The sequence below is a fragment of the Streptomyces sp. NPDC020192 genome, from assembly GCF_044388685.1.
GTDB lineage: Bacteria > Actinomycetota > Actinomycetes > Streptomycetales > Streptomycetaceae > Streptomyces.
The window spans coordinates 336,013-362,902 of the sequence record NZ_JBIRXG010000002.1 but is presented as its reverse complement, the minus strand read 5'-3'; the positions used below and the strand labels follow the sequence as shown (position 1 = coordinate 362,902).

At 71.9% G+C, this 26,890-nt stretch carries 26 protein-coding genes; 19 read left to right on the top strand and 7 right to left on the bottom strand.

Features of this window, described 5'->3' with window-relative positions; genetic code table 11:
• Positions 1 to 366: 366 nt before the first annotated feature.
• The 5 genes from ACH47Z_RS06115 to ACH47Z_RS06095 all read right to left on the bottom strand — a co-directional run bounded on the left by ACH47Z_RS06115 (position 367) and on the right by ACH47Z_RS06095 (position 5,571).
• Positions 367 to 2,769, bottom strand: a complete 2,403-nt coding sequence (locus ACH47Z_RS06115; RefSeq protein WP_399071012.1) for a GMC family oxidoreductase — start codon at positions 2,767 to 2,769, stop codon at positions 367 to 369.
• A complete protein-coding gene (locus ACH47Z_RS06110) occupies positions 2,766 to 3,863 on the bottom strand; it encodes an alpha/beta hydrolase (protein WP_399071010.1) in 1,098 nt (365 codons plus the stop codon). The genes ACH47Z_RS06115 and ACH47Z_RS06110 overlap by 4 nt, the downstream gene beginning before the upstream one ends.
• Before the next feature lie 62 nt (positions 3,864 to 3,925).
• Positions 3,926 to 4,279, bottom strand: a complete 354-nt coding sequence (locus tag ACH47Z_RS06105; RefSeq protein WP_399071008.1) for an ANTAR domain-containing protein — start codon at positions 4,277 to 4,279, stop codon at positions 3,926 to 3,928.
• Positions 4,280 to 4,397: 118 nt separating this feature from the next.
• The gene (locus ACH47Z_RS06100; protein ID WP_399071006.1) at positions 4,398 to 4,739 is read right to left on the bottom strand and encodes a DUF3040 domain-containing protein; all 342 of its coding nucleotides are present in this window, start codon (positions 4,737 to 4,739) and stop codon (positions 4,398 to 4,400) included.
• Positions 4,740 to 4,890: 151 nt separating this feature from the next.
• Positions 4,891 to 5,571, bottom strand: coding sequence for an endonuclease (locus ACH47Z_RS06095; RefSeq protein ID WP_399071004.1), 681 nt, complete (start codon positions 5,569 to 5,571; stop codon positions 4,891 to 4,893).
• Positions 5,572 to 5,716: 145 nt separating this feature from the next.
• Here ACH47Z_RS06095 and ACH47Z_RS06090 point away from each other — a divergent pair, with 145 nt between their 5' ends.
• The 13 genes from ACH47Z_RS06090 to ACH47Z_RS06030 all read left to right on the top strand — a co-directional run bounded on the left by ACH47Z_RS06090 (position 5,717) and on the right by ACH47Z_RS06030 (position 19,137).
• Complete coding sequence (locus ACH47Z_RS06090; protein WP_399071002.1) at positions 5,717 to 6,358, top strand: DNA polymerase ligase N-terminal domain-containing protein; 642 nt, start codon at positions 5,717 to 5,719, stop codon at positions 6,356 to 6,358.
• A 42-nt stretch (positions 6,359 to 6,400) separates the two neighbouring features.
• Positions 6,401 to 9,487: an FAD-binding and (Fe-S)-binding domain-containing protein gene (locus ACH47Z_RS06085; protein WP_399071000.1), complete on the top strand. Its 3,087-nt coding sequence runs from the start codon at positions 6,401 to 6,403 to the stop codon at positions 9,485 to 9,487.
• A 173-nt stretch (positions 9,488 to 9,660) separates the two neighbouring features.
• Positions 9,661 to 10,155: a hypothetical protein gene (locus tag ACH47Z_RS06080; protein WP_399070998.1), complete on the top strand. Its 495-nt coding sequence runs from the start codon at positions 9,661 to 9,663 to the stop codon at positions 10,153 to 10,155.
• Complete coding sequence (locus tag ACH47Z_RS06075) at positions 10,152 to 10,442, top strand: MrpF/PhaF family protein (protein ID WP_399070996.1); 291 nt, start codon at positions 10,152 to 10,154, stop codon at positions 10,440 to 10,442. Before ACH47Z_RS06080 ends, ACH47Z_RS06075 begins: the two co-directional genes overlap by 4 nt.
• A gap of 1 nt (position 10,443) precedes the next feature.
• Positions 10,444 to 10,752, top strand: coding sequence for a cation:proton antiporter (locus ACH47Z_RS06070; protein WP_399070995.1), 309 nt, complete (start codon positions 10,444 to 10,446; stop codon positions 10,750 to 10,752).
• Positions 10,749 to 11,054, top strand: coding sequence for a Na(+)/H(+) antiporter subunit B (locus tag ACH47Z_RS06065; protein WP_399070993.1), 306 nt, complete (start codon positions 10,749 to 10,751; stop codon positions 11,052 to 11,054). The genes ACH47Z_RS06070 and ACH47Z_RS06065 overlap by 4 nt, the downstream gene beginning before the upstream one ends.
• Complete coding sequence (locus ACH47Z_RS06060) at positions 11,044 to 11,799, top strand: MnhB domain-containing protein (RefSeq protein ID WP_399070991.1); 756 nt, start codon at positions 11,044 to 11,046, stop codon at positions 11,797 to 11,799. Before ACH47Z_RS06065 ends, ACH47Z_RS06060 begins: the two co-directional genes overlap by 11 nt.
• Complete coding sequence (locus ACH47Z_RS06055) at positions 11,796 to 12,140, top strand: sodium:proton antiporter (RefSeq protein ID WP_399070989.1); 345 nt, start codon at positions 11,796 to 11,798, stop codon at positions 12,138 to 12,140. The genes ACH47Z_RS06060 and ACH47Z_RS06055 overlap by 4 nt, the downstream gene beginning before the upstream one ends.
• Positions 12,141 to 12,150: 10 nt before the next feature.
• Entirely contained in the window at positions 12,151 to 14,001 is a 1,851-nt protein-coding gene (locus ACH47Z_RS06050) for a complex I subunit 5 family protein (RefSeq protein WP_399070987.1), read from the top strand.
• A 97-nt stretch (positions 14,002 to 14,098) separates the two neighbouring features.
• Complete coding sequence (gene ligD / locus ACH47Z_RS06045) at positions 14,099 to 15,139, top strand: non-homologous end-joining DNA ligase (protein WP_399070985.1); 1,041 nt, start codon at positions 14,099 to 14,101, stop codon at positions 15,137 to 15,139.
• Positions 15,136 to 16,068, top strand: a complete 933-nt coding sequence (gene ligD, locus ACH47Z_RS06040) for a non-homologous end-joining DNA ligase (RefSeq protein ID WP_399070983.1) — start codon at positions 15,136 to 15,138, stop codon at positions 16,066 to 16,068. The genes ligD (ACH47Z_RS06045) and ligD (ACH47Z_RS06040) overlap by 4 nt, the downstream gene beginning before the upstream one ends.
• A gap of 120 nt (positions 16,069 to 16,188) precedes the next feature.
• Positions 16,189 to 18,054, top strand: coding sequence for a thiamine pyrophosphate-requiring protein (locus ACH47Z_RS06035; RefSeq protein ID WP_399070981.1), 1,866 nt, complete (start codon positions 16,189 to 16,191; stop codon positions 18,052 to 18,054).
• A gap of 24 nt (positions 18,055 to 18,078) precedes the next feature.
• The gene (locus ACH47Z_RS06030; RefSeq protein WP_399070979.1) at positions 18,079 to 19,137 is read left to right on the top strand and encodes an SDR family oxidoreductase; all 1,059 of its coding nucleotides are present in this window, start codon (positions 18,079 to 18,081) and stop codon (positions 19,135 to 19,137) included.
• On the opposite strand, the gene ACH47Z_RS06025 is transcribed toward ACH47Z_RS06030, so the two are convergent.
• Positions 19,134 to 19,928 carry an RNA polymerase sigma factor SigF gene (locus ACH47Z_RS06025; RefSeq protein ID WP_399070976.1) on the bottom strand — a complete coding sequence of 265 codons (795 nt, stop codon included), beginning with the start codon at positions 19,926 to 19,928 and terminating at the stop codon, positions 19,134 to 19,136. The genes ACH47Z_RS06030 and ACH47Z_RS06025 overlap by 4 nt on opposite strands.
• A gap of 211 nt (positions 19,929 to 20,139) precedes the next feature.
• Here ACH47Z_RS06025 and ACH47Z_RS06020 point away from each other — a divergent pair, with 211 nt between their 5' ends.
• From ACH47Z_RS06020 to ACH47Z_RS05995, 6 genes are all read left to right on the top strand, one after another.
• Positions 20,140 to 20,307 (top strand): hydrophobic protein, encoded by a 168-nt coding sequence (locus ACH47Z_RS06020; protein WP_399070974.1) that lies wholly within the window; start codon positions 20,140 to 20,142, stop codon positions 20,305 to 20,307.
• Between the two features lie 131 nt (positions 20,308 to 20,438).
• Positions 20,439 to 21,254, top strand: a complete 816-nt coding sequence (locus ACH47Z_RS06015; RefSeq protein WP_399070972.1) for an LLM class flavin-dependent oxidoreductase — start codon at positions 20,439 to 20,441, stop codon at positions 21,252 to 21,254.
• Between the two features lie 23 nt (positions 21,255 to 21,277).
• Complete coding sequence (locus tag ACH47Z_RS06010; protein ID WP_399070970.1) at positions 21,278 to 22,369, top strand: enolase C-terminal domain-like protein; 1,092 nt, start codon at positions 21,278 to 21,280, stop codon at positions 22,367 to 22,369.
• 119 nt (positions 22,370 to 22,488) lie between these two features.
• Positions 22,489 to 22,782 (top strand): hypothetical protein, encoded by a 294-nt coding sequence (locus tag ACH47Z_RS06005; protein WP_399070968.1) that lies wholly within the window; start codon positions 22,489 to 22,491, stop codon positions 22,780 to 22,782.
• Between the two features lie 78 nt (positions 22,783 to 22,860).
• Positions 22,861 to 25,146: an FdhF/YdeP family oxidoreductase gene (locus tag ACH47Z_RS06000; RefSeq protein WP_399070966.1), complete on the top strand. Its 2,286-nt coding sequence runs from the start codon at positions 22,861 to 22,863 to the stop codon at positions 25,144 to 25,146.
• Positions 25,147 to 25,204: 58 nt separating this feature from the next.
• The gene (locus ACH47Z_RS05995; RefSeq protein ID WP_399070964.1) at positions 25,205 to 25,531 is read left to right on the top strand and encodes a plasmid stabilization protein; all 327 of its coding nucleotides are present in this window, start codon (positions 25,205 to 25,207) and stop codon (positions 25,529 to 25,531) included.
• An 18-nt stretch (positions 25,532 to 25,549) separates the two neighbouring features.
• Here the strand turns inward: ACH47Z_RS05995 and ACH47Z_RS05990 are convergent, their stop codons facing one another.
• Complete coding sequence (locus tag ACH47Z_RS05990) at positions 25,550 to 26,773, bottom strand: saccharopine dehydrogenase family protein (protein ID WP_399070962.1); 1,224 nt, start codon at positions 26,771 to 26,773, stop codon at positions 25,550 to 25,552.
• Positions 26,774 to 26,890 lie beyond the last annotated feature (117 nt).

Genomic DNA, 26,890 nt, shown 5'->3' with positions numbered 1-26,890 from the left:
GAACCGCCCACTCCTGATACCGAACACCCCGTCAGAACGACCAGGCCGGCAACGGCCACCGACACGGCAACGCGCCCCTCACATGCATGACTCTTCACGGTAGACCGACGCCGGCAGGCCCGGATTCGTTCACTTGGAGCGCGCAGGGATGAGCAGGAACCTGGCCGCAGGCTTGCGGTCAAGGACTGCGTCACGTTCGGCGGGGTCAACTCCCCTGTGGAGGACCGGACAACTCCCGTCACCGCCCTCGGAGTACTGGAACGCCCAACCCCGCTCGCCGACGAGATCGAGGACCGACTGCCAGTCGCTCACAACGCCCCCATCGCCTCGGGGTCGAAGAACCACCTGACGTCGTCCCGCAACTGATCAGCCACCGCCCCACCATCGCACGTACGGCACATAGCTCTCCCAGAGCCGGCCGAGGAAGAACTCGCCGAAGCGGGCCAGTGCGGCCGGGCCGCCCGGGCCTGTGGTGCGGAAGGTGCTGAGCAGCTGGGCGAGGTCGCGCAGGCGGAGGTGGAGTCGCCCGGCGCCGAGGACGACGGGCTCGGGGTCCGATGAGTCGGCGGTGGTGTGGCCGGCGAGCAGGCGGAAGGGCAACGCGGTGGTGTCCGGCCACAGCCGCAGCGGGGTCCCGTGGGTGATCTGTTTCTGTCCGGCGAAGGTGCGGGGGCGCCCCTGTGCGTCGGTGAAGTGGAGCCGGTAGCGCAGCACCCGCCGGGGCTCTCCCTCCTCGCCGCTCGCGAAGAGGTTGAAGCGGCCGTACAGGACCGGGCGTCGGCCGCCGCAGCCAGGGGAGTCCACCCAGCCGTCGACACGGGCCTCGTGCTCCGGGTCGTCCAGGAAGGCGTCCACGTCGTCGGCCGTGACGGTGAGCCGGAACGCGAAGGGCTCGCGCTGCCCGCCGGGCCGCTCGGCGGCCGAAGGGTCGGCCGCCCCGGGGACGTAGGAGCCTCGCATCGTCTCGGTGAAGACCAGGGAGGTGCGCCGGACGTAGGCGGGGCGGGGTGCGGCGGCCGGTCCCCCGCCGGCGCGGGTCTCCAGCAACCGGGTGCACATACGGTCGGACAGGGCGGCGATGGTCAGGGCCGGATTGGTGCCGACCGGGCCCGGGAGTGCCGAGCCGTCCGCGATGTACAGGCCCCGGTGGCCGTACACCTCGCCGAACGCGTCGCACACGCCCGTCTCCGGCCGCCGGCCCATCGGGGCGCCGCCCAGCGGGTGGACGGTGACGGTCCGGCCGAGGTGCCACAGCGGGTTGTCGGCGTAACCGGCGTCGAGCGTGTCCGCGATCTGACGCATCGTCGAGTGGATCCGCCGGAGGGTGTCCGCGCTGTTCCTCGTCGTCCAGCTGACCTGGAGCCGGCCGCCGCGCAGGCGCAGTTCGCCGTCCGGGATGTCCCGGCCCATGCCGAGCAGGGGGAGGGAGGTGTGGGTGAGCAGGCCGTCGCCGAGCAGGTCCGACAGGTCCTTGGAGAGGTGGCGCTCCGGACTGAGGCCGGCCTGGCGGGCGAGCCGACGGGCCAGGAACCGGGCCGCGCGGGAGAGGTGCTGCGGCGCCCGGGCTCCCTCCGCGAGCCACTGGACGAACTCGGGGTAGCCGCCGTCCTCGATGTAGCCGCCGCGCCCGGCTCCGGGTATGCCGTCGAGTTCGTCGGGGAGCCGGATGGCGCCGGTGATCACCGGTCCCTGGCTGGGGTTCAGTGGCCGGCTCCTGCCGGTGCGTCCGTCCTTGGCCCTGAGCAGGAAGGAGAGGGTGTCGCCGTTGCTGGAGAAGCGCGTGCCGAGGGCCGGGCCGAGTCCGGGCAGCCGGTTGCGTGAGCGGAGCAACAGCCGTGTCGTGCCCAGTGTCCCGGCGGCCAGGATCAGCCGGTCGCAGGTGATGGTCCCTGGCGGCGGAGGGCGCCCCGGCTCGCCGGGCTCCGGCTCGGTGTGGTCGTACCGGACGTAGTCCACCCGGTAGCCGCCGCGCGGGCCGGAGCGGACGGCCCGTACGTCGTGCCCGGTGCGCAGGTCGGCGCCGTAGGCCCGGGCGGTGGACAGATAGGTGAGGTCGAGGCTGTTCTTCGCCCCTTCGTTGCAGCCGATGTTGCACTCGCCGCACAGCCGGCAGGTACGGCGGACGGCACCGTGCAGGTTGCCGTGCTCCGGGCCGGTGAGGGGCAGACCGGGTCGCGGCATGGCGTCGGGCGCCGGAGCGAAGGTGACGGCGAGCGGCGGCAGTCGGAACTCCAGGCCCAGCGCGGCGGCGGCTTCGCGCATGGCGTGGGTCTTGGGGGTGTCCGCGTACCCGGGGTGGTGCAGCGGGTACGGGGTCGCGCCCATCATCCGTTCGACCGCGTCGTAGTGCGGTTCCAGGTCGGCGCGGCCGACCGGCCACGTCTCATGGCCCCCGCCGGGCAGCGGCTGCTCCTGGACGAACCAGTGCTCGTCCTTGCGCAGCAGTACGTTGGCGAAGATCAGCGAGCCGCCGCCGAGGCCGCTGGCCACCACCGCGTCGCAGCCCCGGAACGACCAGACGTCGAACAGTCCGTACAGGCCGGCGCCGGGGTCCCAGAAGGCGCGGTTGATCTCGGTGGGCGTCCGGGCGAAACCGCCCGGCGGATAGCGGCGGCCGCGCTCCAGTACGACCACCGACAGCCCGGCCTCGGCCAGTCGGCAGGCCGCGACGGAACCGCCGAATCCGGAGCCGACCACCACCACGTCCACATGCTCGGTGCCCGACTGCGCCGGGCGGGCCGGCGTGCCGGACGTCGTCCGCACGGTCATGCCACCGCCCGGCGCCGCAGGAAGTCGACGATCCGCGGGAAGACGTCGCGGTCGGCGTCCTTGCCGATGATCGGGTCGAGGTGTCCGTAGCCGGGCAGGACGGCCAGCTCGTGCCGGTCGGGGGCGTGCCGGGACAGCTCACGATGACAGATCACGTTCGAGTCGCCGAAGACGTGGTTCCGGTCGCCGGTCAGGAAGAGGATCGGTGTGTCGATCGCGGCGGCGTCCGTGAGGTAGTCGTCGGGCAGCGTGGCGTGGCGCGGGTCGTGGGGGTCGTACTTGACCGCGTGTCCCGCCCGGACCATTTTCCGTACGTGCCGCAGATAGCTCAGTCCGCTGGGGCCGAGCAGGTCGGCGATGCGGTCGTGGGTGACGGGGTGGAGGTTCTCGTGGCTGTAGAGGGCGGGCCAGCCACAGCCCCACATGAAGCTGATCATGTGGCAGGCGGGGTTGTCGCATTCCTGGTGGGCCAGCGAGACCAGCCGGGACAGCGCCCAGCCGGGCGTGAGCCGGCGTGCCGTCCGCGCGCGTGGATCCAGGACCGACAGGCCCAGGGCGTGTTCGAGCAGCTCGGGCCCGTACTCCAGCTTCCGGCGCGACCATGACGTCAGCCGCGGGGTCAGCGCCACGCTGTTCGCCACGAAGCTCGCGACGCCGTCCACGGAGCGTGCGGCCAGGCTCATGGCGAAGGCCACCGACCCGAGGCAGTGCGCGATGACGTGCACGGGCCGCGGGCCGGTATGCCGGCGCAGTTCGGCGAGCGCGGCCGGGTAGTCGAACCGGGCGAGGTCGTCGAGCGTACGGCGGCCCGGTTCCGTGTTGTAGGGGAAGCGGTTGCTCATCCGGGAGTCGAGGGCCCAGACGTCGGTGAATCCGTGGTCGAGCAGACAACCCGTCAGATTGCGGTGCTCCGGCATGGTGAAGATGTCGCTTCCGGAGGTCAGTCCGTGCACCAGCAGCACGGGATCCGCGCCCTCGCCCCGGCGGAACCGTGTCAGGCTCAGACTCAGGCCGTCCTCGGTGGTGAACGGCTGCTGCGACACGTCGGCGTCCGGCACGCCCTCGGGCGAGAACCGCGGAATGCGCTGCGCCATGCTCCCCCCTCGCCGCACTCTGCTCCCCCTGTGCATTCCCTCTTCGACGGGCGCTGACCCGGTCAGTCGGTCAGCGGCGCGCCGGGGATCTGGGCGGGGCCGTGCCGGTCGAGGGCGTCTTCGAGGGCGACCCGGATCTCGGGGGATATCTCGCCGTGCCGTCCCCAGATCAGGATCATCTCCGCGACGTTGCGCAGTTTGATGTTCGTGTGCTGGGACACGTCCTTCAGTACGGCCCACCCCTGGTCCGGTGTGACACGGCCCAGCACGACCATCATTCCGATGGCCTGGTCCACGACCGCGTGGGAGCTGACGGCCCGCCTCAGCTGGTCGACCTCTTCCTCCAGCTCGTGGATGCGCTCACCGTCGGCCCTGGCCGAGGCGTGAGCCCTGGCCGAGCCCTCTCCCGTGGTCATCGACCCCTCCGGAGTCCGACGCGCCATGCGCCCCTCAGGTACTGGTCCGGCTCATCCATCGTGCCCCTTCACGGAGGACCAGTGCCACCCTGGCGCGCTGTCGATCGTCCGGAGGCGGTCACCGCCTCCCGCGTGCGGACGGGCCGCCGGACGTTCCGTCGCGCGTCCTGAACAGCAGGACGGCCGCGCCGATCAGCGTCAGCGCCCAGCAGACCGCGAAAGCCCAGATCAGCGCGGCCGACGCGGTCCGGGCGGCGCCGATCAGAAGGACCAGGGACACCAGGCCGAGCACCAGGACGACACGCCCCCGGACCGTGTCCAGGGCGTCCGTCACCCGGTCCCGGTGGCTGCGGGTCATCGTGCTCAGCTCATGGTCGAGCGCGCGGGACTCCTGCCGTAGCCGGGTCTCGATCTCGAGCAGCGCCCGGCGTTCGGCCTCCGTCAGCCTGCGTCCGTCCATCACCGGCACCTCCCGGGCAGCAGCAGCCCGACACGTCGACGTGCGCAGGAGCAGGCGGCGAGGGGGTGCCAGAAGAGCAGGCGGACCCGGGGATGATCAAGGATCAGGAGTCTCAGGCACATGGCGGTGCATTCGTGGGTCGTGCGGGAGGTCAGGTCGCCTCCGCGGTGGCGAGCACCTCGTCGGCGAGCGGTCTGTCGAGCGCGGCGTGGACCAGGCCGTCCGCCAGGCGGGGCATGTCACGGCCGGTGACCAGGCCGCCCAGCTTCTCGGGCGAGGCCGGCAGCCCGAGCCGCCGGGCGCCGTCCAGGGCCTTGCGGTCGATGTACGGGGCGAACTCCGGCCAGACGCCCTGCACGTCGCGCAGGAAGATGTCGGCCCCGGTGGGCCCGATCCCGGGCAGGTCCAGCAGCGCCTTCTTCGGGTCGGGCTCCTCGCGCAGCCGGCGCAGATCACCGCCCCAGCGCTCGAGCAGCAGCTCGGCTCCCTTGCCGAGCAGGGTGGCGGTGCGTTCGTCGTAACGGCGGTATCCGCCCTTGCCGAGGGCGTCGACGCGTTGCTGCCAGGTCGCCTGCGCCATGGACCGCGGGTCGCGCATCCCGGCGTCGAACAGCGCGCGGGCCGCGGCCACCGCGGTGTCGGCCCTGATCCGGGCGCTGAGGAGGGTCGCCAGCACCAGCGTCTGGTAGAGCGGGGCCGGGGTGTTGCGCAGCCGGATGCCGGCCTCGGCCGCATACGTCCGCTCCTGCCGGTCGAGCAGGGCGCGCACCACCGCCCGGTCCGTGGCGCCGGCCGTCTTCCGGCCGGACTTCCCGTCGGTCTTCACAGCCATACGTCCCGTCACCTGCCGTCATCGCCGGGTCACCGGTCCGGCGTTCCACCGTGGTCCGCGGTGCGTCTTCCGGTGTCTGCGAGTACCCGCCGGGCTCCGCTCCATGCGGCCGTTTGCCACCGGCGGCCCCGGGAACACGGGCGGCATGGCTGGTAACAGCGGCAAGAGCCGGAAGCCGGCATCGAGTCGCCCGCTGGAGAAGTACCGCGGCAAGCGCCGGGCCGGCCGGACGCCGGAACCCATGGGCGGTGCCTCCTCCAAGGGCGGCAGGCGCCGGTTCGTGATCCAGAAACACTCCGCCACCGCGCTGCACTACGACTTCCGTCTGGAGGCGGGCGGTGTGCTGAAGTCGTGGGCCGTTCCCAAGGGCCCCTCCACCGATCCCAGGGACAGGCGGCTGGCCATGCGCACCGAGGACCACCCGGTGGACTACCTGGGCTTCGAGGGCGTCATCCCGCCCGGCGAGTACGGCGCCGGCGAGGTCATCGTCTGGGACACCGGAACGTACCGGAATCTGGCCGAGGACAAGGGCAGGAAGGTGCCCGTCGCCAAGGGCGTGGGCGAAGGCCATGTCAAGGTGTGGCTCGAGGGCGAGAAGCTGCGCGGCGGCTACGCGATGACCCGCACCGGACAGGACGGCGAGCGCGAGCGGTGGATCATGATCAAGCTGTCCGACGAGGGCGCCGACGCCCGCCGGAACCCGGTGAGCACCGAGCCCGCCTCCGTCCGCAGTGGCCGCACCCTGGAAGAGCTCGCCGAGGACGACGGGCACGGGAAGCGGTCCTGATCGCCGTCGTACCGGAGTTCACGCGGGAAGGACGAGACCGCCATGACCGCCGAACACCCCGACAGTGTCCCTCCCGAGCGGCTGCGGGCCGCCGCGGCGGACCTGCGTCGCCGGGTCGACGGCGAGGTCCGCTTCGACGCCGGAAGCCGTGGCGCGTACGCGACGGACGCCTCCAACTACCGCCGGCCGCCGGTCGGTGTCGTGGTGCCACGCACCGTGGAGGCGGGGGCGGAGGCGATCGGAGTCTGCGCCAAGTACGGCCTGCCGGTGCTCTCCCGGGGCGGTGGGACCTCGCTCGGCGGGCAGTGCACCAACCACGCCGTGATCGTCGACTGGACCAAGTACTGCCACCGCCTCCTCTCCGTGGACGCGGGCCGGCGCACCTGTGTCGTCGAACCCGGGATCGTCCTGGACGAGCTCAACCGACAACTGTCGCCGCACGGCCTGAAGTTCGGCCCCAAGCCGTCCACCCATGGCCAGTGCGCGCTCGGCGGCATGATCGGCAACAACGCGTGCGGCGCCACCGCGCAGGCGTACGGCAAGACCGCCGACAACGTACGCCGGCTGGAGGTCCTCACCTACGACGGTCTGCGCTGCTGGACCGGCCCCACCCCGCGCGAGGAGTACGAGGAGATCCTCGCCGCCGGTGGCCGGCGGGCCGAGCTGTACCGGGGCATGCGGGAGATCACCGACCGGAGTCTGGCCGACATCCGCCACGGCTTCCCGCGCATCCCGCGCCGGGTCTCGGGCTACAACCTGGACGCGCTGCTGCCCGAGCACGGCTTCGACGTCGCCCGCGCGCTGACCGGCAGCGAGGGCACGCTCGTCGCCGTACTGCGCGCCGAACTCGACCTGGTCCCGGTCCCGGCCGCCGAGGCGACCCTCGTGCTCGGCTACCCCGACATCTTCACGGCCGCCGACGACGTCCCCCGACTGCTGGAGCATTGCTCCCCCACGATGCTCGAGGCGATCGACGGCCGGATGGCCCAGCTGATGCGGAAGGAACGCGCCTACCTGGACTCCCTCGACCGCTTCCCGGGCGGTGACAGCTGGCTCCTGCTGCAGTTCTCCGGCGACTCCACCGAGCAGGCCGACGACCAGGCCCACGCGTTGCTGCGCGCGATCGGCCGGGACACGCACGACACCTCCGTCGCCCTCAGCGACGATCCCGCCCGCGAGGAGCAGATGCTCAAGGCGCGCGAGGCCGGGCTCGGTGTCACCGCGCGGCCGTCGGACGACCGCGAGACCTGGGAGGGCTGGGAGGACTCCGCGGTCGCGCCGGAACGGCTGGGCGCCTATCTGCGGGACCTGGAGGCCCTGTTCACCGAGTTCGGCTACGGACTGTCGTCCCTGTACGGGCACTTCGGGCAGGGCTGTGTCCACACCCGCATCCCCTTCGACCTGCGCTCCGCCGACGGCGTCGCGGACTTCCGGCGCTTCCTGGAACGCGCCGCCGATCTGGTCGGCTCCTACGGCGGCTCGCTGTCGGGCGAGCACGGCGACGGGCAGGCCCGCGGCGAGCTGCTGACGCGCATGTTCGGCGAGCGACTGGTGGGCGCGTTCGGCGAGTTCAAGGCGCTCTTCGATCCTGGCGACAGGATGAACCCCGGCAAGGTCGTCCGGCCGCGTCCGCTCGACGCGGATCTGCGGCTGGGGGCGCGGTGGCATCCGGCCGACCCCACCACGTACTTCCGCTACCCCGACGACGACGGCAGCTTCGGCCGGGCCGTGCTGCGGTGCGTCGGCATCGGACAGTGCCGCAGCCGCGCGGGCGGAGTGATGTGCCCCTCCTACCGTGGCACGCTCGAAGAGGAGCACTCGACGCGTGGCCGGGCCCGGCTGCTGTTCGAGATGCTGGGCGGCCACCCCGACTCGCCGGTCCACGGTGGCTGGCGCTCGCCCGAGGTACGGGACGCGCTCGACCTCTGTCTGGCCTGCAAGGGGTGCAAGTCCGACTGCCCGGTCGGCGTCGACATGGCCACCTACAAGGCCGAGTTCCTCGCCCACCACTACGCCGGACGGCCGCGGCCCGCCGCCCACTACGCCCTCGGCTGGCTGCCGCTGTGGGCCCTGCTGTCCCGGGTGGGGCCGCGCACCGTCAACGCGCTGCTGCACGCGCCGGTGCTGTCCGACGCCGGCAAACGGCTCGCCGGCGTGGCCGCGGAACGCGAGGCGCCGCTCTTCGCCGAGCAGTCCTTCGTCCAGTGGTGGCGCGAGCGGGGCGCGCCGGAGCCGCGGCCGGGCGATCCGGACGCCGTCGTCCTGTGGCCCGACACGTTCAGCAACGCCTTCCACCCCCATGTCGCCCAGGCCGCGGTACGCGTGCTGCGGGACGCCGGCCTGCGCGTCGCCGTGCCGGCCGAACCGCTGTGCTGCGGCCTGACCTGTGTCTCCACCGGCCAGCTGAAGACCGCGCGCCGCGTGCTGCGCCGTACCCTGCGCGCCCTGCGCCCGTGGCTCGACACCGGCACCCCGGTCGTGGTGCTGGAGCCTTCCTGCGCCGCCGTGTTCCGCGCCGACGCCCCCGAGCTGATGCCCGAGGACCGTGACGTACGGCGCCTGGCCGCGCAGGCGATGACACTGGCCGAGGTGCTGCTGAACCGGGCCCCCGACTGGCGGCCCCCGCACCTCGCCCGGCTCGCCTCCGTGCAGCCGCACTGCCACCAGCACGCGGTCCTGGGCATGGACGCGGACACCGAGCTGATGCGCCGGGCCGGGATCGTCGCCGAGGTGCTGGACGTGGGGTGCTGCGGTCTCGCCGGGAACTTCGGGTTCGAACGCGGCCACTACGAGCTGTCGATGCGGATCGGCGAGCTGGGGCTGCTCCCGGCGGTCCGGGCGGCCGCTCCGTCCGCGCTGGTCATCGCCGACGGCTACAGCTGCCGTACCCAGATCGAGCAGGGCGACACCGGCCGGCGCGCCATGCATCTGGGCGAGGCACTCGCCCTGGGGCTCGACGGGACGGCACCCGCCGACCGCCCGGAGAAACTCGGCGCACCCCGCCAGGATCCACGGCCGGCCGATGCCCGCCGGGCCGCCGCGCTGACCGCCGCCGGTGCCGCCTTCGCCGCCGCGGGCACCGTCACCGCGACCGCCGTCCACCGCCGGAATCACGGCCGGCACACCTGATGTCCGGGTGATACAGGCCCGCGGGCGTGGGTACCCGCGGCACGGTCGTGATGCTCCATCACGGTGATGGTCGGCCCGGCGGGTCGTCCTTCCCGGCGTGCGTGGGGCACGGCGGTCGCCGTGCGCGGTACACGTTGCTGGTCCGCGACGGCGCACGGTGGTGAGGAGGGGCGATGCGGCACACGGTGACGGCCGTGGGCGAGGTACTGGCCTGGTGGGCGGTGCTGGTCGTCGTCGACCTGATGTTCATCAGTTCCGTCTCGGCCCTCGAACTCGTCGTGGCCGCGGGAGGTGCGGTGATCGCCGCGGTCGCCGCCCGCGCGGTGCACACGGCGTCGGGGGCCGGGGCGGGCGGCACCCGCAGAGGGGGTGCGGCGGCTCTCGCGTGGCCCGGCGCGGTCCTCGGCGACCTGGCCCGGCTGTGCGGGGTCATCGCGCGTGCTCTCGGCGGCCGTTCGGCCGAGGGGAGCCTGGAGACGGTGACACTGGGATCCGGTACGGGCGCCGCGTGGGCCTGCGCCCTGCTGTCGTCGACTCCCGGCGCGTACGTCGTCGACGTCCCCGGGCGGCAGCGGAAGGGGGGAGGCCCGCGGACCGCCGTGGCGCACTTCCTGACCGAGGGCCGTACGCGCCTGGAGGGTGTGCTCACCGAGGGGCGGCGGCGATGAACGCGTGGCTGCTCGCGACCGCGGTCCTGCTGACGCTGGGGCTGCCCGCGTGCCTGTGGGCCGCCGGCCGGGGAACGGCGATCGAGCGGCTCGCGGGGCTCAACCTGGCGACCACCGTCGTGACCGCCGTCCTGCTGCTGACGGCGCAGGGCTTCGGCCGCAGTTCCTTCGCCGACCTCGGTCTGGTCCTCGCCGTCCTCGGGCCCGCCGGAACCCTGGTCTTCGCCCGTTTCCTCGGCGGACGGTCGATCGACGTCCCCGACGCCCAGGCCCATGGGAAGGCGTGAGATGACAGCCCGTCATGTGTGCGCGCTCGTCCTGCTCGTCGCCGGCACCGGAGTACTGCTGCTGTCCGCCGTCGGTCTGGTGGCCCTCCCCCGGCCGTACCAGCGTCTGCACGCGCTCTCCCCCGCGACCACCGTGGGTCTGCCGCTCGTCGCACTCGCCCTGGCCGTCGAGACGGGCCCCGGGCGTGCCGCGGTCAAGCTGCTCCTCGTCGCCGTGATCGTGGCGATCGGGGGGGCGGTCACCGCCATGGCGATCGGCAGGGCGACGGCCCAGCACGAACGTCTGCTGCGAAAGGACTCCCCGGAGTGAACGCCGTCGCCGTCCAGGAGTATCTGATCGCCGTCGCGCTGGTGCTGGTGGCGGCGAGCGCCACCGCCGCGGCACTCGCCCGTGATCCGGTGCGCCAGGCCGTGCTGCTGGCCGTCCTCGGCCTGTGTCTCACCGTGTTGTTCACCCTCCTCCAGGCGCCCGACGTGGCCCTCTCCCAGCTGGCCGTCGGCACGGCGGTCACCCCGCTGCTGATCCTGCTGACGGTACGGAAGGTGCGCCGCACGACGGCTCCCCACCACGACCGGGACGGCCGCAGGCACAAGGGCGCCGATGAGTCGTAACGCGCGCATCCTGCTGTTCTGGACCGCGGCCGCCGTCTTCGCCGTGGTGTACACGCTCGCCTGCACCGGGCTGCCGCACTTCGGCACCACGGTGCACCCCTACGCCACCCGCGCCGTGGCGGCGTCTCTCCGTCAGCGCACCGCCAACGCGGTCTCCTCGGTCAACTTCGACCAGCGCGCGCTGGACACCCTCGGGGAGGAGTCGATCCTGTTCGCCTCGGTGCTCGGGACCATCGTGCTGCTGCGCCACACCCGTGACGAGCGGGTCGGCCGGCCGCGGGCGGGGCGGGTCCTGCCCAGCACCCGGCTGCTGGGCCTGGTGATGCTGCCGGTCACGCTGCTGACCGGCGTCTACATCGTGGCGCACGGCCAGTTGTCGCCGGGCGGCGGCTTCCAGGGCGGCGTCATTCTCGCCACCGGGCTGCACATGGCGTACGTGGCAGCGGACTACCGCGTGCTGAAACGGATCCGCCCGCTGGCCGCGCTCGACGTGGCCGACGCCCTCGGTGCGGGCGCCTTCACGGCCCTGGGGTTCGCCGGGCTGCTCACCGGCGCCGCCTACCTGCAGAACGTGCTGCCGCTCGGCACCTTCGGGCAGCTCTCCTCCGGCGGCCTGGTGCCGCTGCTGAACACGGCGGTCGGCGTCGAGGTCGGCTCCGGTGTCATCGTCCTGCTCGCCTCCTTCCTCGACCAGGCCGTCGAGGTCAGATCGGCGCGCAACCCGGGCCCGGGAGGCGGCACATGACGATCCTGCCCTTCCTCACGGCCGGCTGGATCTTCCTCGCCGGTGTGTACGGCATGGTCACCAGCCGCAACATCATCCATGCCATCGGCTGTCTCGCCGTGGCGCAGTCGTCGACGTACGTCCTGCTGCTCACCGTCGGATACCGGCGCGGCGGCATCGCGCCGTACTTCACCGACACTCCCCTGCGCACACGTACCGTCGACCCGGTCGTCCAGGCCCTCGCGCTCACCGACGTCGTGGTGGGCGCCTCCGTCACGGCGCTGCTGCTCGCGCTCGCCATGCAGATCCGCAAGCGGCACGGCACGGTCGACCCGGACGCCCTCACCGGGCTGAAGGGCTGACGGGCCGGGCATGGTGCGTACCGCTGATCTGCTGCCGCTCGCCGTCGCCGTGCCGCTGCTGGGCGCCGTCGTCCTCGTGGTCGGCGGGAGATGGCTGCCGCGTGTCGCCATCGACACGCTGGTCACCGTCTGGGCGCTGCTGGAGGTCGTCGGCCTCTCCTGGCTGTGGCTGCGCACCGGCGACGGGCACAGCGTCTCGTGGCTGGGCGGCTGGTCCCCGGTGCACGGCGAGAGCGTCGGCATCGTGCTGGCCGGCGACCGGATCGGCATCGGTCTCGCGCTGCTGACCAGCGCGCTCGTCCTCGCGGTCGTCGTCTACTCCTGGCGTTACTTCGACGAGCCGCCCGTGGAGCACGCGGGCACCTTCCCCGCCCTCATCCTCCTCTTCGAGGCGGGCATGTGCGGATTCGCGCTGACCGGCGACCTGTTCGACGCGTTCGTCTTCTTCGAGCTGATGGGGGCGGTCGCCTACGCGCTCACCGGTTATCGCATCGAGGATCCGCGGCCGGTGCAGGGCGCCCTGGTCTTCGGGGTCGTCAACTCGCTCGGCGCGTACTGCTCGTTGCTCGGGATCGGGCTGGTGTACGCGCGCACCGGTGAACTCGGTTTCGCGCAGATCGGGGTGAAGCTGGCCGGGCACCGCTCCGACGCCCTGCTGTCGGTCGCCTTCGTGCTGATCGTCACCGGGCTGCTGGTCAAGGCGGCGGTGGTGCCCCTGCACTTCTGGCTGCCCGACGCGCACTCCGTCGCACCGACCCCGGTGTGCATGCTGCTCTCCGGCGTCATGGTGGAACTCGCCGTCTACGGCACCGTACGCGTGTACTGGGTCGTGTTCTCCGGCCCCCACGGCATCGTGCAGCCGCACCTGCGGGCCACGTTCGTGGCGGCCGGGGTGCTGACGGCGCTGGTGGGTGCCGTGATGTGCTGGCAGCAGCGGCACCTCAAGCGCCTGCTCGCCTTCTCCACGGTCGCCCATGTCGGCCTCTTCCTCATCGGCGTGGCGCTGCTCACCCCCGCCGGGACGGCCGGTGTGGCCCTGTACGTCGCCGCCCACGCGGGAGTGAAGGCGGCCCTGTTCGCCACCACCGGCGTGCTGCTCGACCGGCACGGCTCCGTCGACGAGCACGGGCTGTACCGGCGCGGCCGTGATCTGCCGTTCGCCGGTGCGCTGTTCGCCGTCGGCGGTCTGGCGCTGGCCGGTCTGCCGCCGTTCGGCACGGCCCTCGGCAAGGCCGTCACCGAGCACGCCGCCGAGGAGCGGTTCCCCTGGCTGCCCGCGGTGTTCGTGTGCGTGTCGGCCCTCACGGGCGCGGCCGTCCTGCGCGCCGGTGCCCGGATCTTCGCCGGTGCCGGTCCCCGGCCGCGGGAGCGGTACGCCGGGCCGGAGACCACCGGCGGCGGTGAGGAACCGGAGATCCGCGCTCCGCAGCGCCGTATCCCCGTGCCCATGCTCGCCGTGCCGGCCGTCCTGCTGGCCGGCGCGCTCGCCGTCGGGCTGCTGCCCGGTCTCGGTGCCGCTCTCGCCCGCGCCGCACGGCAGTTCACCGACCGCACCGCCTACACCGCGGCGGTCTACGGCCGCCCCGTCGCGCCGTCCTCCCCGGTGCCCGACGTCGGTTGGAGCGCCGAGGGCGTGCTCCTCGCGCTCGCCTCGACCGTGCTGGCGGCACTCCTCGCGGCGGCCGCCGTCTGGGGACCCGCGCTGCGCTCGCCCCTCGCGGCCCGGGTCGGGGCGGTCTGCGAGGCCGTGGGGCGGCGCGTCGTCGTGCCGCTGCGCCAGCTGCACTCGGGGCACCTCGGTGACTACGTCGCCTGGCTCGCCGTGGGGGTGGCGGTGCTGCTCGTGGCCATGACCGTGTAGGTCTCCGGCAGCGTGCGGTGCCCCGGCATGCGGCCCGGTCCTGTGGGCACTCGCAGGGGGCGGCCGACTGTTCTCCCGGTGGAAGGAGTGGATCCGGATGACCGTCTCCGCGCCGGTGACGGACCTGTTCGACGCCGTGCCGACCGAGGAGCGGGCGGCACTGCGACGGGCGGCCCGGCCCGACGACCCGAGACCGATGCTCGCCACGCTGACCGAGCGGTACTTCTCCGACCCGCAGTGGATCTTCGAGCGCAAGCTCGACGGCGAACGCTGTCCGGGTTTGCGCGACGGCGCCCGCGCGGGGCTGCTCTCCCGCAGCGGTCAGTCGCTCTCCGACACCTACCCCGAGATCACCGACGCGCTGGCCCGCCAGGAGTGCGACGACTTCCTGGTGGACGGCGAGATCGTGGCCTTCGAGGGCTCACGTACCAGTTTCGCGCGGCTGCAGCAGCGCATCGGGATCCGCGACCGGCGCACGGCCCTCGCCAGCCGGGTGGCGGTGACGTACTACGTCTTCGACGTGCTGTACCTGGCGGGCCACGACCTGACCGGACTGCCGCTGCGCACCCGCAAGGCCCTGCTGCGCCGCGCCCTGAACGTGTCCGCCCCGCTGCGTCTCACCCCGCACCGCAACGCCGACGGCGAGGCCTGTCTGCGCCAGGCCTGCGAGCGGGGCTGGGAGGGGCTCATCGCCAAACGCGCGGACAGCCGTTACGAGCAGCGCCGTTCGACACGGTGGCTGAAGTTCACGTGCGACCGACGCCAGGAGCTGGTGATCGGCGGCTTCACCGACCCCCGGGGCAGCCGGACCGACTTCGGTGCGCTGCTGGTCGGTTACTACGAGAAACAGCGGCTCGTCTACGCGGGCAAGGTCGGCACCGGCTACGACCGCACGCCCCTGGACGAGCTGCGCGCCCGCCTGGACCGCGTGAAGAGTGAGCAATGCCCGTTCGCGGACCGGCCCCGTGAGCGCGGCTCCCACTGGACACGGCCGCGGCTGGTCGCCGAGATCGGGTTCACGGAGTGGACCGGTGACGGAAAGCTGCGCCATCCGCGGTTCGTCGGGCTGCGCACCGACAAGTCCGCGAAGGACGTGGTGCGCGAGCGGCCCGGGGACGGCAAGAGGAAGACGTCATGAGTACCAGGGCGAGGACCGAGGACGAGATACGGGTCGGCGACCGCCGGGTGCCGCTGTCCAACCCCGACAAGGAGCTGTTCCCGGACGACGGCATCACCAAGGCCGAGCTGATCGACTACTACCGCGCCGTCGCCCGCCCGATGCTCACCCATCTCAAGGACCGGCCGCTGGTCATGGAGCGGTATCCGGACGGATACGGCGGAAAGTCCTTCTACCACAAGGACGTTCCCGACTACTTCCCCGACTGGATCCGTACCGTGCGGGTGCCCAAGGAGGGCGGCAGCCTCACCATGGCGGTCTGCGACGACACGGCCACCCTCGTCTACCTCGCCAACCAGGCGTGCATCACCCCGCATCCCTGGCTGAGCCCGGCGGACTGTCTGGACTGCCCCGACCGGCTGGTCTTCGACCTCGACCCGCCCGAGGGCGCGAACGACGGCTTCGACAACGTCCGGTGGGGCGCGCACAAGCTGGGCGATCTGCTCACCGAACTGGGGCTGCGGCCCGCGCTGATGACGACGGGCTCGCGCGGCCTGCATCTGCTGGTCCCGCTCGACCGGCACACGGACTTCGACACCGCGCGGCACTTCGCCCGCGGTGTCGCGGACGTGCTCGCCGCACGGCACAGCGACCGGCTGACGACCGAGGCCCGCAAGAACAAGCGCCGGGGCCGCCTCTACCTGGACACCCAGCGCAACGCCTACGCCCAGACCTCGGTCGCCCCCTACGCCGTACGCGCCCGCCCGCACGCCCCGGTCGCCACCCCGCTGGACTGGGAGGAGCTCGACGACCCGGAGCTGAGCCCGCGGCGGTGGACCCTGCGTACCCTCCCCGAGCGCCTGAACCGGCACGGCAACCCGTGGAAGGACCTGAGCCGCTGCCGCCGCTCCCTCGGCAGGGCACAACGGAGTCTCGCCGACCTGGAGTGACGGTGACACCGGGTGCCGCGGGAGGTTTCCCGGCGCGCCCGAGGGTTACTCCGCACATGCATCCCGGTCGTGCTCGCCGCCGGCTGTCCGGCGGCGACCGGCACTGACGAGGAGGAGGCCATGAGCACCAAGGTGTCCGACCACATCCTGGAGCGCCTGCGCGAGTGGGGCGTGGACTGCGTCTTCGGATATCCCGGCGACGGCATCAACGGGCTGCTGGCCGCGTGGGGCCGCGCCGAGAACCAGCCGCGCTTCATCCAGTCCCGGCACGAGGAGATGTCCGCGTTCGAGGCCGTCGGCTACGCGAAGTTCAGCGGGCGCGTGGGCGTGTGCGCGGCGACGTCGGGCCCGGGCGCCATCCACCTGCTCAACGGGCTGTACGACGCCAAGCTCGACCATGTGCCGGTCGTGGCGGTCGTGGGGCAGACCAACCGCAGCGCCATGGGCGGTTCCTACCAGCAGGAGGTCGACCTCCACACGCTGTTCAAGGACGTGGCGTCGGAGTACGTCGAGACCGTCAACGTGCCCGAGCAGCTGCCGAACGTGCTCGACCGGGCGATCCGTACCGCCTGGACCCGCCACTGCCCGACGGCCGTGATCGTCCCGGCCGACGTCCAGGAGCTGGACTACTCGCCGCCCACCCATGCCTTCAAGATGGTCCCCTCCAGCCTCGGCTGCGAGCGGTTCGCTCCCCAGCCGGACGAGGACGCGCTGCGCCACGCCGCCGAGGTCCTCAACGCCGGCGAGAAGGTCGCGATGCTCGTCGGCCAGGGCGCGGCGAACGCCGCCGACGAGGTCGAGCGTGTCGCGGAGACGCTGGGTGCCGGCGTGGCGAAGGCGTTGCTCGGCAAGGACGTCCTCAGCGACGAACTGCCGTATGTCACCGGGGCGATCGGGCTGCTGGGGACGCGCCCGTCGTACGAGCTGATGCGGGACTGCGACACGCTGCTGACGATCGGTTCGAGCTTCCCGTACACCCAGTTCATGCCCGAGTTCGGCCAGGCCAGGGCGGTGCAGATCGACATCGACCCGCACATGGTCGGCATGCGCTATCCGTACGAGGTCAATCTGATCGGTGACGCCCATGCCACCTTGTCGCGGCTGCTGCCCCTGCTGCGCCACAAGAAGGACCGCGCGTGGCAGGAGCGGATCATCGCCGGCAACGAACGCTGGCGCGGGGTGATGACGCGGCGCGCCGAGCAGTCCGCCGACCCGATCAATCCGGAGTTCGTGGCGTGGTCGCTCGACCCGCTGCTGCCCGACGACGCGATCATCACCTCGGACTCGGGCTCCGTGGCCAACTGGTACGCCCGCCACCTGCGTCTGCGTGGGTCGATGCGAGCGTCGCTGTCGGGGACGCTGGCCACCATGGGCTGCGGTGTGCCGTACGCGATCGGCGCGAAGTTCGCGCACCCGGACCGTCCGGCGATCGCGCTGGTCGGCGACGGCGCGATGCAGATGAACGGGATGGCGGAGCTGATCACCGCGGAGAAGTACCGGGGCGCCTGGAGCGATCCGCGTCTGGTGGTCGCGGTGTGGAACAACCACGACCTGAACCAGGTCACCTGGGAGCTGCGGGCGATGGGCGGCTCCCCGCAGTTCGTGCCGTCCCAGTCGATCCCTGACGTGTCCTATGCGGAGTTCGCCAGGTCGCTCGGCCTGCTGGGCATCCGGGTGGAGAAGCCGGACGGCGTCCTCGACGCCTGGCAGGCGGCGCTGGCGGCGGATCGCCCCGCGCTGGTCGAGTTCCTCACCGACCCCTCCGTGCCGCCGATCCCGCCGCACGCGACATGGGACCAGATGGAGTCCACCGCGAAGGCCGTCTTCAAGGGCGACGTCGAGCGCGAGGCCGTGGTCCGGCAGGGCTTCAAGGCCAAGGTCCAGGAGTTCCTGCCCGGCGCGCGCAAGCGCGCACACACCCACCGCGGACATCCGCGCCACGGCGAGGAATCGCGCCGGTCCTCGCACCGGTCGTCGCTCGGCTGACGGCGGACAGGAAAGGCAGCGCTCATGTTCCTGCGGCCGGGGCGTACCTCGCACAGCCCGCGGGTCGTCGTGGTCACCGGCGCCAGTGGAGGCGTCGGCCGGGCCACCGCCCGGGCGTTCGCCGCGCGCGGAGACCGCGTGGCGCTCGTGGCCCGCGGCCGCACCGGGCTGGCCGCGGTGGCCGCCGAGGTACGCCACGCCGGAGGTACGGCGCTGCCGCTGGAGGCAGACGTGGCCGACCCGCGCGCGGTGGAGGAGGCGGCGGCGCGGGCCGAACGCGAACTGGGCCCGATCGACATCTGGGTCAACGACGCCTTCACCACGGTGTTCGCCGAGTTCACCGACATCGAGCCGGACGAGTTCCGCCGGGTCACCGAGGTCTGCTACCTCGGTTACGTGTACGGCACACAGGCCGCGCTGCGCCGGATGCTGCCGCGCGGCCACGGTGCCGTCGTCCAGGTCGGCTCGGCGCTCGCCTACCGGGGTATCCCCCTGCAGTCCGCGTACTGCGGCGCCAAGCACGCGATCCAGGGCTGGAACGAGGCGCTGCGCTGCGAGCTGCTGCACCGCCGCAGCGGGGTGTCGGTGACCATGGTCCAGCTGCCCGCCCTCAACACACCGCAGTTCGAGTGGTCGTCGAACCGGATGCCGCGCCGGCCGCAGCCCGTTCCGCCGATCTACCAGCCCGAGGTGGCCGCCCGTGCGGTCGTGCACGCGGCCGATCATCCGCGCCGTCGTGAGTACTGGGTGGGCGCGAGCACCGTGGGCACACTGCTCGCCAACGCCGTGGCTCCCGGGCTCCTCGACCGGTATCTCGCCCGCACCGGCTACGCCTCCCAGATGACCGACGAGCCCGAGCCGCCCGGCGCTCCGGGCAACCTGTGGCGGCCGCTGGACGGCGGCGGCGGGCGGGACTTCGGCGCGCACGGCCGTTTCGGCGAGCGAGCCGCACCGCGCGCGCCGCAGGCGTGGGCCTCACGGCATCACGACGCGCTCGCCCTCACCGGGCTCGCGGCGACGGCAGCCGCTGTGGCGGCGGCCCGGCACCGGTTCCTGCCCCGGCACCGGATCCCGCGGCGCTAGGCGACGTCCTGCAGGACCTCGTCGCGCAGTTGGTGGCAGCAGCGGTTGATCAGGCGTGAGACGTGCATCTGGGAGATGCCGAGCTGCTCGGCGATGCGGCTCTGGGTCATGTCCTTGAAGAACCTCATGTACAGGATGGCCCGTTCGCGCTCGGGCAGGGCTTCCAGACGGGGCTTGACGGACTCGCGGTCCACGACGATGTCGAGGGCCGGGTCACACGCGCCCAGCGCGTCGCCGAGCGAGTACCCGCCGTCACTGCCGGGGACCTCGGCGTCGAGGGACAGCGCGCTGAAGCTCTCCAGCGCCTCGAGCCCCACCTGGACGTCCTCCTCGCTCAGCTCGGCCCGCTCGGCGATCTCGCTGACGCTGGGCAAGCGGTCCGAAGCGCTGCGGGACAGGTCCTGGCAGGCGGCGCGCACCCGGTTGCGCAGGTCCTGGACCCGGCGCGGCACATGCACGGTCCACATGTGGTCACGGAAGTGCCGCTTGATCTCTCCCGTCACCGTCGGAACGGCGAAACTCTCGAAGGCGTTGCCGCGCCCGGGGTCGTAGCGGTCGATCGCCTTGACCAGCCCGAGGGCCGCGACCTGGCGCAGGTCCTCGAAGCTCTCGCCGCGGCTGCGGAACCGGCCCGCGATACGCTCGGCCATCGGCAGCCAGGCCTCGACCAGCTCTTCACGGAGGGCGTCCCGCTGGGAACCCGTAGGCAACGCGACGAGTCGGCGGAACGCCTGCTCCGTATCGGGGGCGTCGTCATGTGGATGATGCTGGGCGCTCGTATGGGTTGGCATGGTGCATCGCACCTCTCTGGCGCGAGGGATGAACGATCACCGTGGACTGCGACCGCGTTTCGGACGGCCGCATCCGGGCGACGGATACGTCGCTCCCACGGATGTGCCTCCTGTCCGAAACACTCTATTTGTCCATTTGCCCTCGAGTCCGGACACTAAACATGCCTGATCGTCGTATTCGGGGATACCCGGACGTCAGGAGGTTCATCTCATGATTCCCATCCTTCTCGTACTTCTCCTGGCATTGATTCTGTTCGGCGTCGGATTCGCGGTGAAGATGCTCTGGTGGATCGCCCTGGCCGTCCTTGTGGTGTGGCTGCTGGGATTCCTGGTACGGGGAGCGGCGGGTGGCGGCAGGGCTCGCTGGTATCGGTGGTGACACCGGTCGGAAGAAAGGCGTGCTCCGGGGAAGGAATCGCCTCCGGAGCACGTCTTATTTGTTTCCGGCCCGCTATGCCGGTTACTCGAAAGGGGTCCCGGGTTCGCTCTCGGTGGTGGAGGTGATCGCCCGTGCCCGAGTACGGATACTTCCTCTCGTGCGAGGAATTCGCACCGGACGATCTGATCGAGCAGGCGCGGACCGCCGAACAGGCCGGCTTCCGGTCACTGTGGATCTCCGACCACTATCACCCGTGGAACGACGCCCAGGGCCAGAGTCCCTTCGTCCGGTCGGTGATCGGCACGCTCTCCGAAGCGGTGTCGCTGCCCGTGGAGACGGCCGTGACCTGCGCGACAATGACGGGCGGCCGCTTCCGCCTGGGTGTCGGCTCGGGCGAGGCGCTCAACGAGCACATTCTCGGCGGGCCGTGGCCGCCCACGAGCGTGCGGCTGGAGATGCTGGAGGAGGCGATCCAGGTGATGCGCCGGCTGTTCTCCGGTGAAGAGGTCAGCCACGACGGCCCCCACTACAGGGTGGAGAACGCCCGCCTCCACACGGTCCCCGACGAGTCGCTGGTGTCCCCGTTCCTGAAGGCCGGTGGCGCCGGCAAGACGATCAGCGGCGGCACCAAGGTCTGCTACGGCACCGATCGCGATGAGGCGGTGCGCACGGCCCGCCGGTTGTGGTTCAACGAACTGCTGCCCGGCGAGACGGCGCAGACACTGCCCTCCCCCCGCCACTTCGAACAGTTGGAGCCGCTCGTCACGGAGCGGATGGTCCGCGACAACGTGGTGTGCGGGGACGACGTGGACGCCCATCTGGCCGCGCTGAACGCCTTCGCCGAGGCCGGATTCGACCGGACCTACGTCACCCAGATCGGCCCCGATCAACGTGGGTTCTTCGACTTCTACCGTACGAAGGTGCTGCCGCAGCTTCCCCTCGACTGATGTCAACTCCGTGCAGGTGCGCGATGAAACTTCGCCGACCCTCCGTGTCCGTGTACACGGTGCCGACCGACGGCCCCGAGGCCGACGGCACACTGGCCTGGGACTCGACGACCATGGTGATCGCCGAGGTCGCGGCCGGTGATGCCACCGGCACGGGCTGGACGTACGGTCCGGCCGCCGTCGGACTGATGCTCGGGGAGCACCTCGCGCCGCTGGTCGAGGGCCATGACGCCCTGGACATACCGGCCCTGCACGACGCGATGTGCAGGTCGGTGCGGAACGCGGGCCGCCCCGGGATCACCGCGTGCGCGATCTCGGCGCTGGACATCGCCCTGTGGGACCTCAAGGCACGCCTGCTCGGGCTCCCCCTCGTCAGCCTCCTGGGCGCGGCCCGCACCCACGTCTCGGTGTACGGCAGCGGCGGGTTCACGACCTATCACGACCGCCGTCTCGCCGAGCAGCTGAGCGACTGGGTGCACGGGCAGCACATCCCCCGCGTCAAGATCAAGATCGGCGGGGACTGGGGTCACGAGGCCCTCTGGGACCTCTCCCGGGTCCGTACGGCCCGCCGGGCCATCGGTCCCGAGGCCGAGCTGTACGTCGACGCCAACGGCGCCTACTCCCGCAAGCAGGCGCTGCGCGTCGGGGACGGTCTCACCGAGTACGGCGTCAGCTGGTTCGAGGAGCCCGTGTCCTCGGACGACCTCATCGGTCTGCGGCTGCTCCGCGACACCCTGCCGTGCGAGGTGACCGCCGGTGAATACGGTTACGACCCTCCCTACTTCGCGCGCATGATCACGGCGGGTGCCGTGGACTGTCTCCAGATCGACGCGACGCGCTGCGGCGGCATCACCGACTTCCTCCGGATCGCCGCCCTCGCCCACGCCCACGGTCTGGAGGTGTCCGCCCACTGTGCCCCGAACGCCCATGCCGCCGCGGCCGCCGCCGTGCCCAACCTCCGGCACATCGAGTGGTTCCACGACCACGTGCGGATCGAGTCGCTGTTCTTCGACGGCGCGTTGGACCCCACCGGCGGGACGGTCCAGCCGGAGCAGGGCCCCGGGCACGGACTGACCCTGCGGAGGGCCGAGGCGGAACAGTTCCGGGTCGCCTAGCGGCGGCGGCACGGGCACGACGGCTCCCTCAGCCGTGGCGTACCGCCGTAACCGCCGTGTAAGGCGCGGTGTATCAGGTACCCGGTACTCAAGGACGACTCCTTGAGGAGATGAATCGGATGCTGTTCCTCGGACTGCTCCTCATCGTCGCGACGGGCGCCTTCACGGCCCTGGCGATCAGCGACAACCTGGCCGGCGGCCCGGTCCACACCGTGTCGGTGCTCGGCCACGACATCGCCACCCTCAGCCCGCTCGCCCTCTTCTGCTCGGGCCTCGCCCTGGCGCTCATCTTCTGCCTGGGCATGGCCATGATGGTCGGCGGAGCGGCACACCACCGCAGGAACGCCCGTCCGCACGGCAGGCACGGCAGGACCACCGCCGGCCCGACCCTCGGATCCGGCACCCGGGCCTGACGCACCCCGGCCGTGCGGCCCCTCCGGCTCCACTGGCCCACGCGGGCAGACGTGGCAGCATGGGCGACGGAGGCAGCCATGGCTGAGCAACCGACCGATCCGAGCGGCACACGCGCCTCGGGCCCGCGGAGGTCCAGCGTCGGCGTGCACGGCATCGCCGAATCCGTGCGCTACTCCCTCGCGGAGATGGGGCCGAGACGGAGTCTGCTGACGCTGCTGTCGGTGAACCACGTCGACGGATTCGACTGCCCGAGCTGCGCGTGGGGCGAGCCCGGTCCGGAGCACCGCAAGGCCGCGGAGTTCTGCGAGAACGGCGCGAAGGCCATCGCCTGGGAGGCCACCCGCAAACGGGTCGACGCCACCTTCTTCGCCGAGCACTCCGTGGCCGAGCTGCGGGAACGGGACGGTCACTGGCTGGAGTCCCAGGGCCGGCTCGCCCAGCCGATGCACCTCGCCCCCGGTGCCGCCCACTACACGCCCATCACCTGGGACGACGCGTTCGAACTCACCGCCGCCCGACTGCGTGACCTGAACGATCCGAACCGCGCCGCCTTCTACACCAGCGGCCGCACGAGCAACGAGGCGGCCTTCCTCTACCAGTTGCTCGCGCGCCGCTTCGGCACCAACAACCTGCCGGACTGCTCGAACATGTGCCACGAGTCGAGCGGCGCGGCCCTGACCGAGACCCTCGGCGCCGGAAAGGGCCTGATCTCGTACGACGACATCACCGAGCACGCCGACCTGATCATCATCGTGGGCCAGAACCCCGGCACCAGCCACCCCCGTATGCTCACCGCGCTGGAACGGGCGAAACGGCGCGGCGCCCGGATCATCGCCGCCAACCCGCTCCCCGAAGCCGGTTTCGGCCGCTTCCACAACCCACAGACCGCACGCGGACTGATCGGCCCGGGCACGCGGCTCGCCGACCGCCACCTCCCGGTGCGCGTCAACGGCGACCTGGCCCTGTTCGCGGGCCTGAACCGGGCTCTGATCGACCGGGAGGACGCCCGGCCGGGCTCCGTCCTCGACCACGACTTCATCGACCGGTACTGCGACGGCTTCGAGGCCGCCGTGGCCGCCTGGCGGGCCCTGGCCTGGTCGCGGATCGAGACGCTGAGCGGTCTGTCCCGGCGCCGTATCGAGGCGGTCGCCGACGAGGTGATCGCCGCCGACCGGGTGGTCGTCTGCTGGGCGATGGGCCTCACCCAGCACCGCAACGCGGTCGCCACCCTCCGCGAGATCGTCGACTTCCTGCTGCTGCGCGGAAACATCGGACGCCCCGGCACCGGACCCGCACCGATCCGCGGCCACAGCAACGTCCAGGGCGACCGCACCATGGGCATCTGGGAGCGGATGCCGGACGCGTTCCTCGACCGGCTCCGCGACGAGTTCGGCTTCGACCCGCCCCGCGCCCACGGCCTGGACACCGTCGACTCGATCCGGGCCATGCGTGACGGCGAGGTCGACATCTTCATCGGCCTCGGCGGCAACTTCGCCTCGGCCACCCCCGACACACAGGTCACCGAGGCCGCACTGGCCAACTGCGCGCTCACCGTCCACGTCGCGACCAAACTGAACCGGTCCCATCTCTGCCACGGCACCGAGGCCCTGCTGCTGCCCTGCCTCGGCCGTACGGAGCGCGACCGGCAGGCATGCGGCGAGCAGTTCGTCACCGTCGAGGACACCATGGCGATGGTGCACGCCTCGCACGGACGGCTCCCTCCCGGGTCACCGCACCTGCGCAGCGAGGTCGCGATCGTCGCCGGCCTCGGCCGCGCGCTGTTCGGCGACGGCCTCGGCTGGCGCGCCATGCGCGACGACTACGCCGTGATCCGCCGCCACATCGAGCACGTCGTCCCCGGATTCCACGCCTTCGAGGAGCGCGTCCGGCAGCCCGGCGGCTTCATGCTCCCCCGCGCCCCGCGCGACTCCCGTACCTTCCCCACGGACAGCGGCAAGGCGCACTTCACGGTCAACCCGCCGACCGCGGCCGAGGTCCCCGAGGGACACCTGCTGCTGACGACGGTGCGCTCGCACGACCAGTTCAACACCACCGTCTACGGCTTCGACGACCGCTACCGCGGCATCAGCGGCGGGCGGCGGGTCGTCCTCCTCAACCAGGAAGACCTGCGCGAACTCCACCTCCACGACGGCGACCTGGTCGACCTCGTCAGCGTCAACCCCGACGGCGAGCGCCGGGCGCCCGGCTTCCGCGCCGTCCGTTATCCCACGCCCCGCGGCTGCGCCGCCGCTTACTACCCGGAGGCGAACACGCTGGTCGCGCTGGATGCGACGGCCGAGATCAGCAACACCCCCGCCACGAAGTCCATCGTCATCCGCGTCGAGCCCGCATGCGGGAGCTGACGCCGGCGTGATGCGCCTCCCGCCGGGGTACCCGTGCGGCCGACAGGAAGGGGCTGTCATGCCTGCGGGATCGAGCGCGAAGCGTGAGCGCCAGTTCGAGCACATCAAGAAGAGCGCGCTGGAGCGCGGTGAGTCCACGGAGCGGGCCGAGGAGATCGCGGCACGCACCGTGAACAAGGAACGGGCCAGGTCGGGCGAGTCCGAGCGGGCCGGCCGGACATCCACCCGTGACCCGAAGTCGGCGTACGAGCGGGGCGGCCAGCGCTCGCACAGCGGCGCGGAGGGCCCTACGAAGGACGAGTTGTACGAGGAGGCCAGGAAGCGTGACATCCACGGGCGCTCCTCGATGACCAAGCAGGAGCTGAAGAACGCGCTCGGCCGCTGAACCGGACCCCGTGAGGGGTCAGCCCTGCTCGCGCAGTCCCCAGGGCGAGCCGTACTCGGTGAGCAGGTCCAGGAACGGGCGCGGCGGCAGGGCTTCCGGGCCGAGAACGCCCTTGCCGGACCAGGTGCCGGCGGCCAGCAGTTCCAGGGCGACGACCGGGTTGACCGCCGTCTGCCAGACGACGGCCTGGGAGCCGTACTCGCGCATCGACCACTGGTTGTCGACCACGTGGTACAGGTACACCTCGCGCGGCGCCCCGTCCTTCGTGCCCTTGACCCAGGTACCGGCGCAGGTCCTGCCCGTCATGCGGTCGCCCAGGCCGGCCGGGTCGGGCAGGCAGGCGGCCACGACGTCCCGCGGGGACACCCGTACCGGTCCGTCGTCCCCGCGTACGGTCACCTCGGCCGTCGCGTCCAGGTTCAGTTCGTGCAGGGTCTTCAACTTGGCGATGAAGTCGGCGCCGAGCCCGTACTTGAAGGTGACCCGGCGGGCGTCCACCCAGCGGGGGATCAGCAGCACCTCCTCGTGTTCGACGTTGACGCACTCCACCGGACCGATGCCCTCGGGAAAGTCGAAGACCTCGGGTTCGCTGAACGGAGCGGTGGTGAACCAGCCGCGGTCCTTCTCGTAGACCACCGGCGGATTGAGGCACTCCTCGATGGTCGTCCAGATGCTGAAGGACGGTGCGAAGTCATGGCCCTCGACGGTCAGATCGGCACCGTCGCGGACGCCGATCTCCTCGATGTCGTCGAAGAGTTCGTCGGCCGCGTACCGGGCGAAGACGTCCGACAGGCCCGGCTCGACGCCCATGCCCACCAGCGCCAGCCGTCCGGCCTCCTCCCAGCGCCGGGCCAGCGCGAACTGCTCGTCCCCGAGCTTCACCCCGCAGTCCTCGTACGGGCGCGAGCCGTGCGGCGCGGACAGTGACATCGCCATGTCCAGGTAGTGCGCGCCCGCCTCCAGGGCGGCCCGGAACAGCGGCATCACGAACCGGGGATCCGTGGCGTTGAGCAGGACGTCGCATCGCTCGTCGGTGAGCAGCCGGCGGACCGCGTCCTGGTCCGAGGCGTCCAGCCGCCGCGCACCGAACCGGGCGCCCCGCTCCCCCAGCGCCGCGACGGCGGCCTCGGCTCGGGCGAGGTCGTAGTCGGCGACGACCATGTGGGTGAGGAAGTCACGACGAGCCGCGATCCGGGTGACAGCCGTTCCGACGCCGCCCGCGCCCACGAGGAGTACGCGCATGTCACGCACCTTTCTTCCGTCCGTCCAGGAGACAGGCGCCTCCGGACACGGCTCGATGCAACGGGATGCGGGGATATAAGGTCAACCCTGTTGGCATAAGGGTTGGGCACAGCTGGA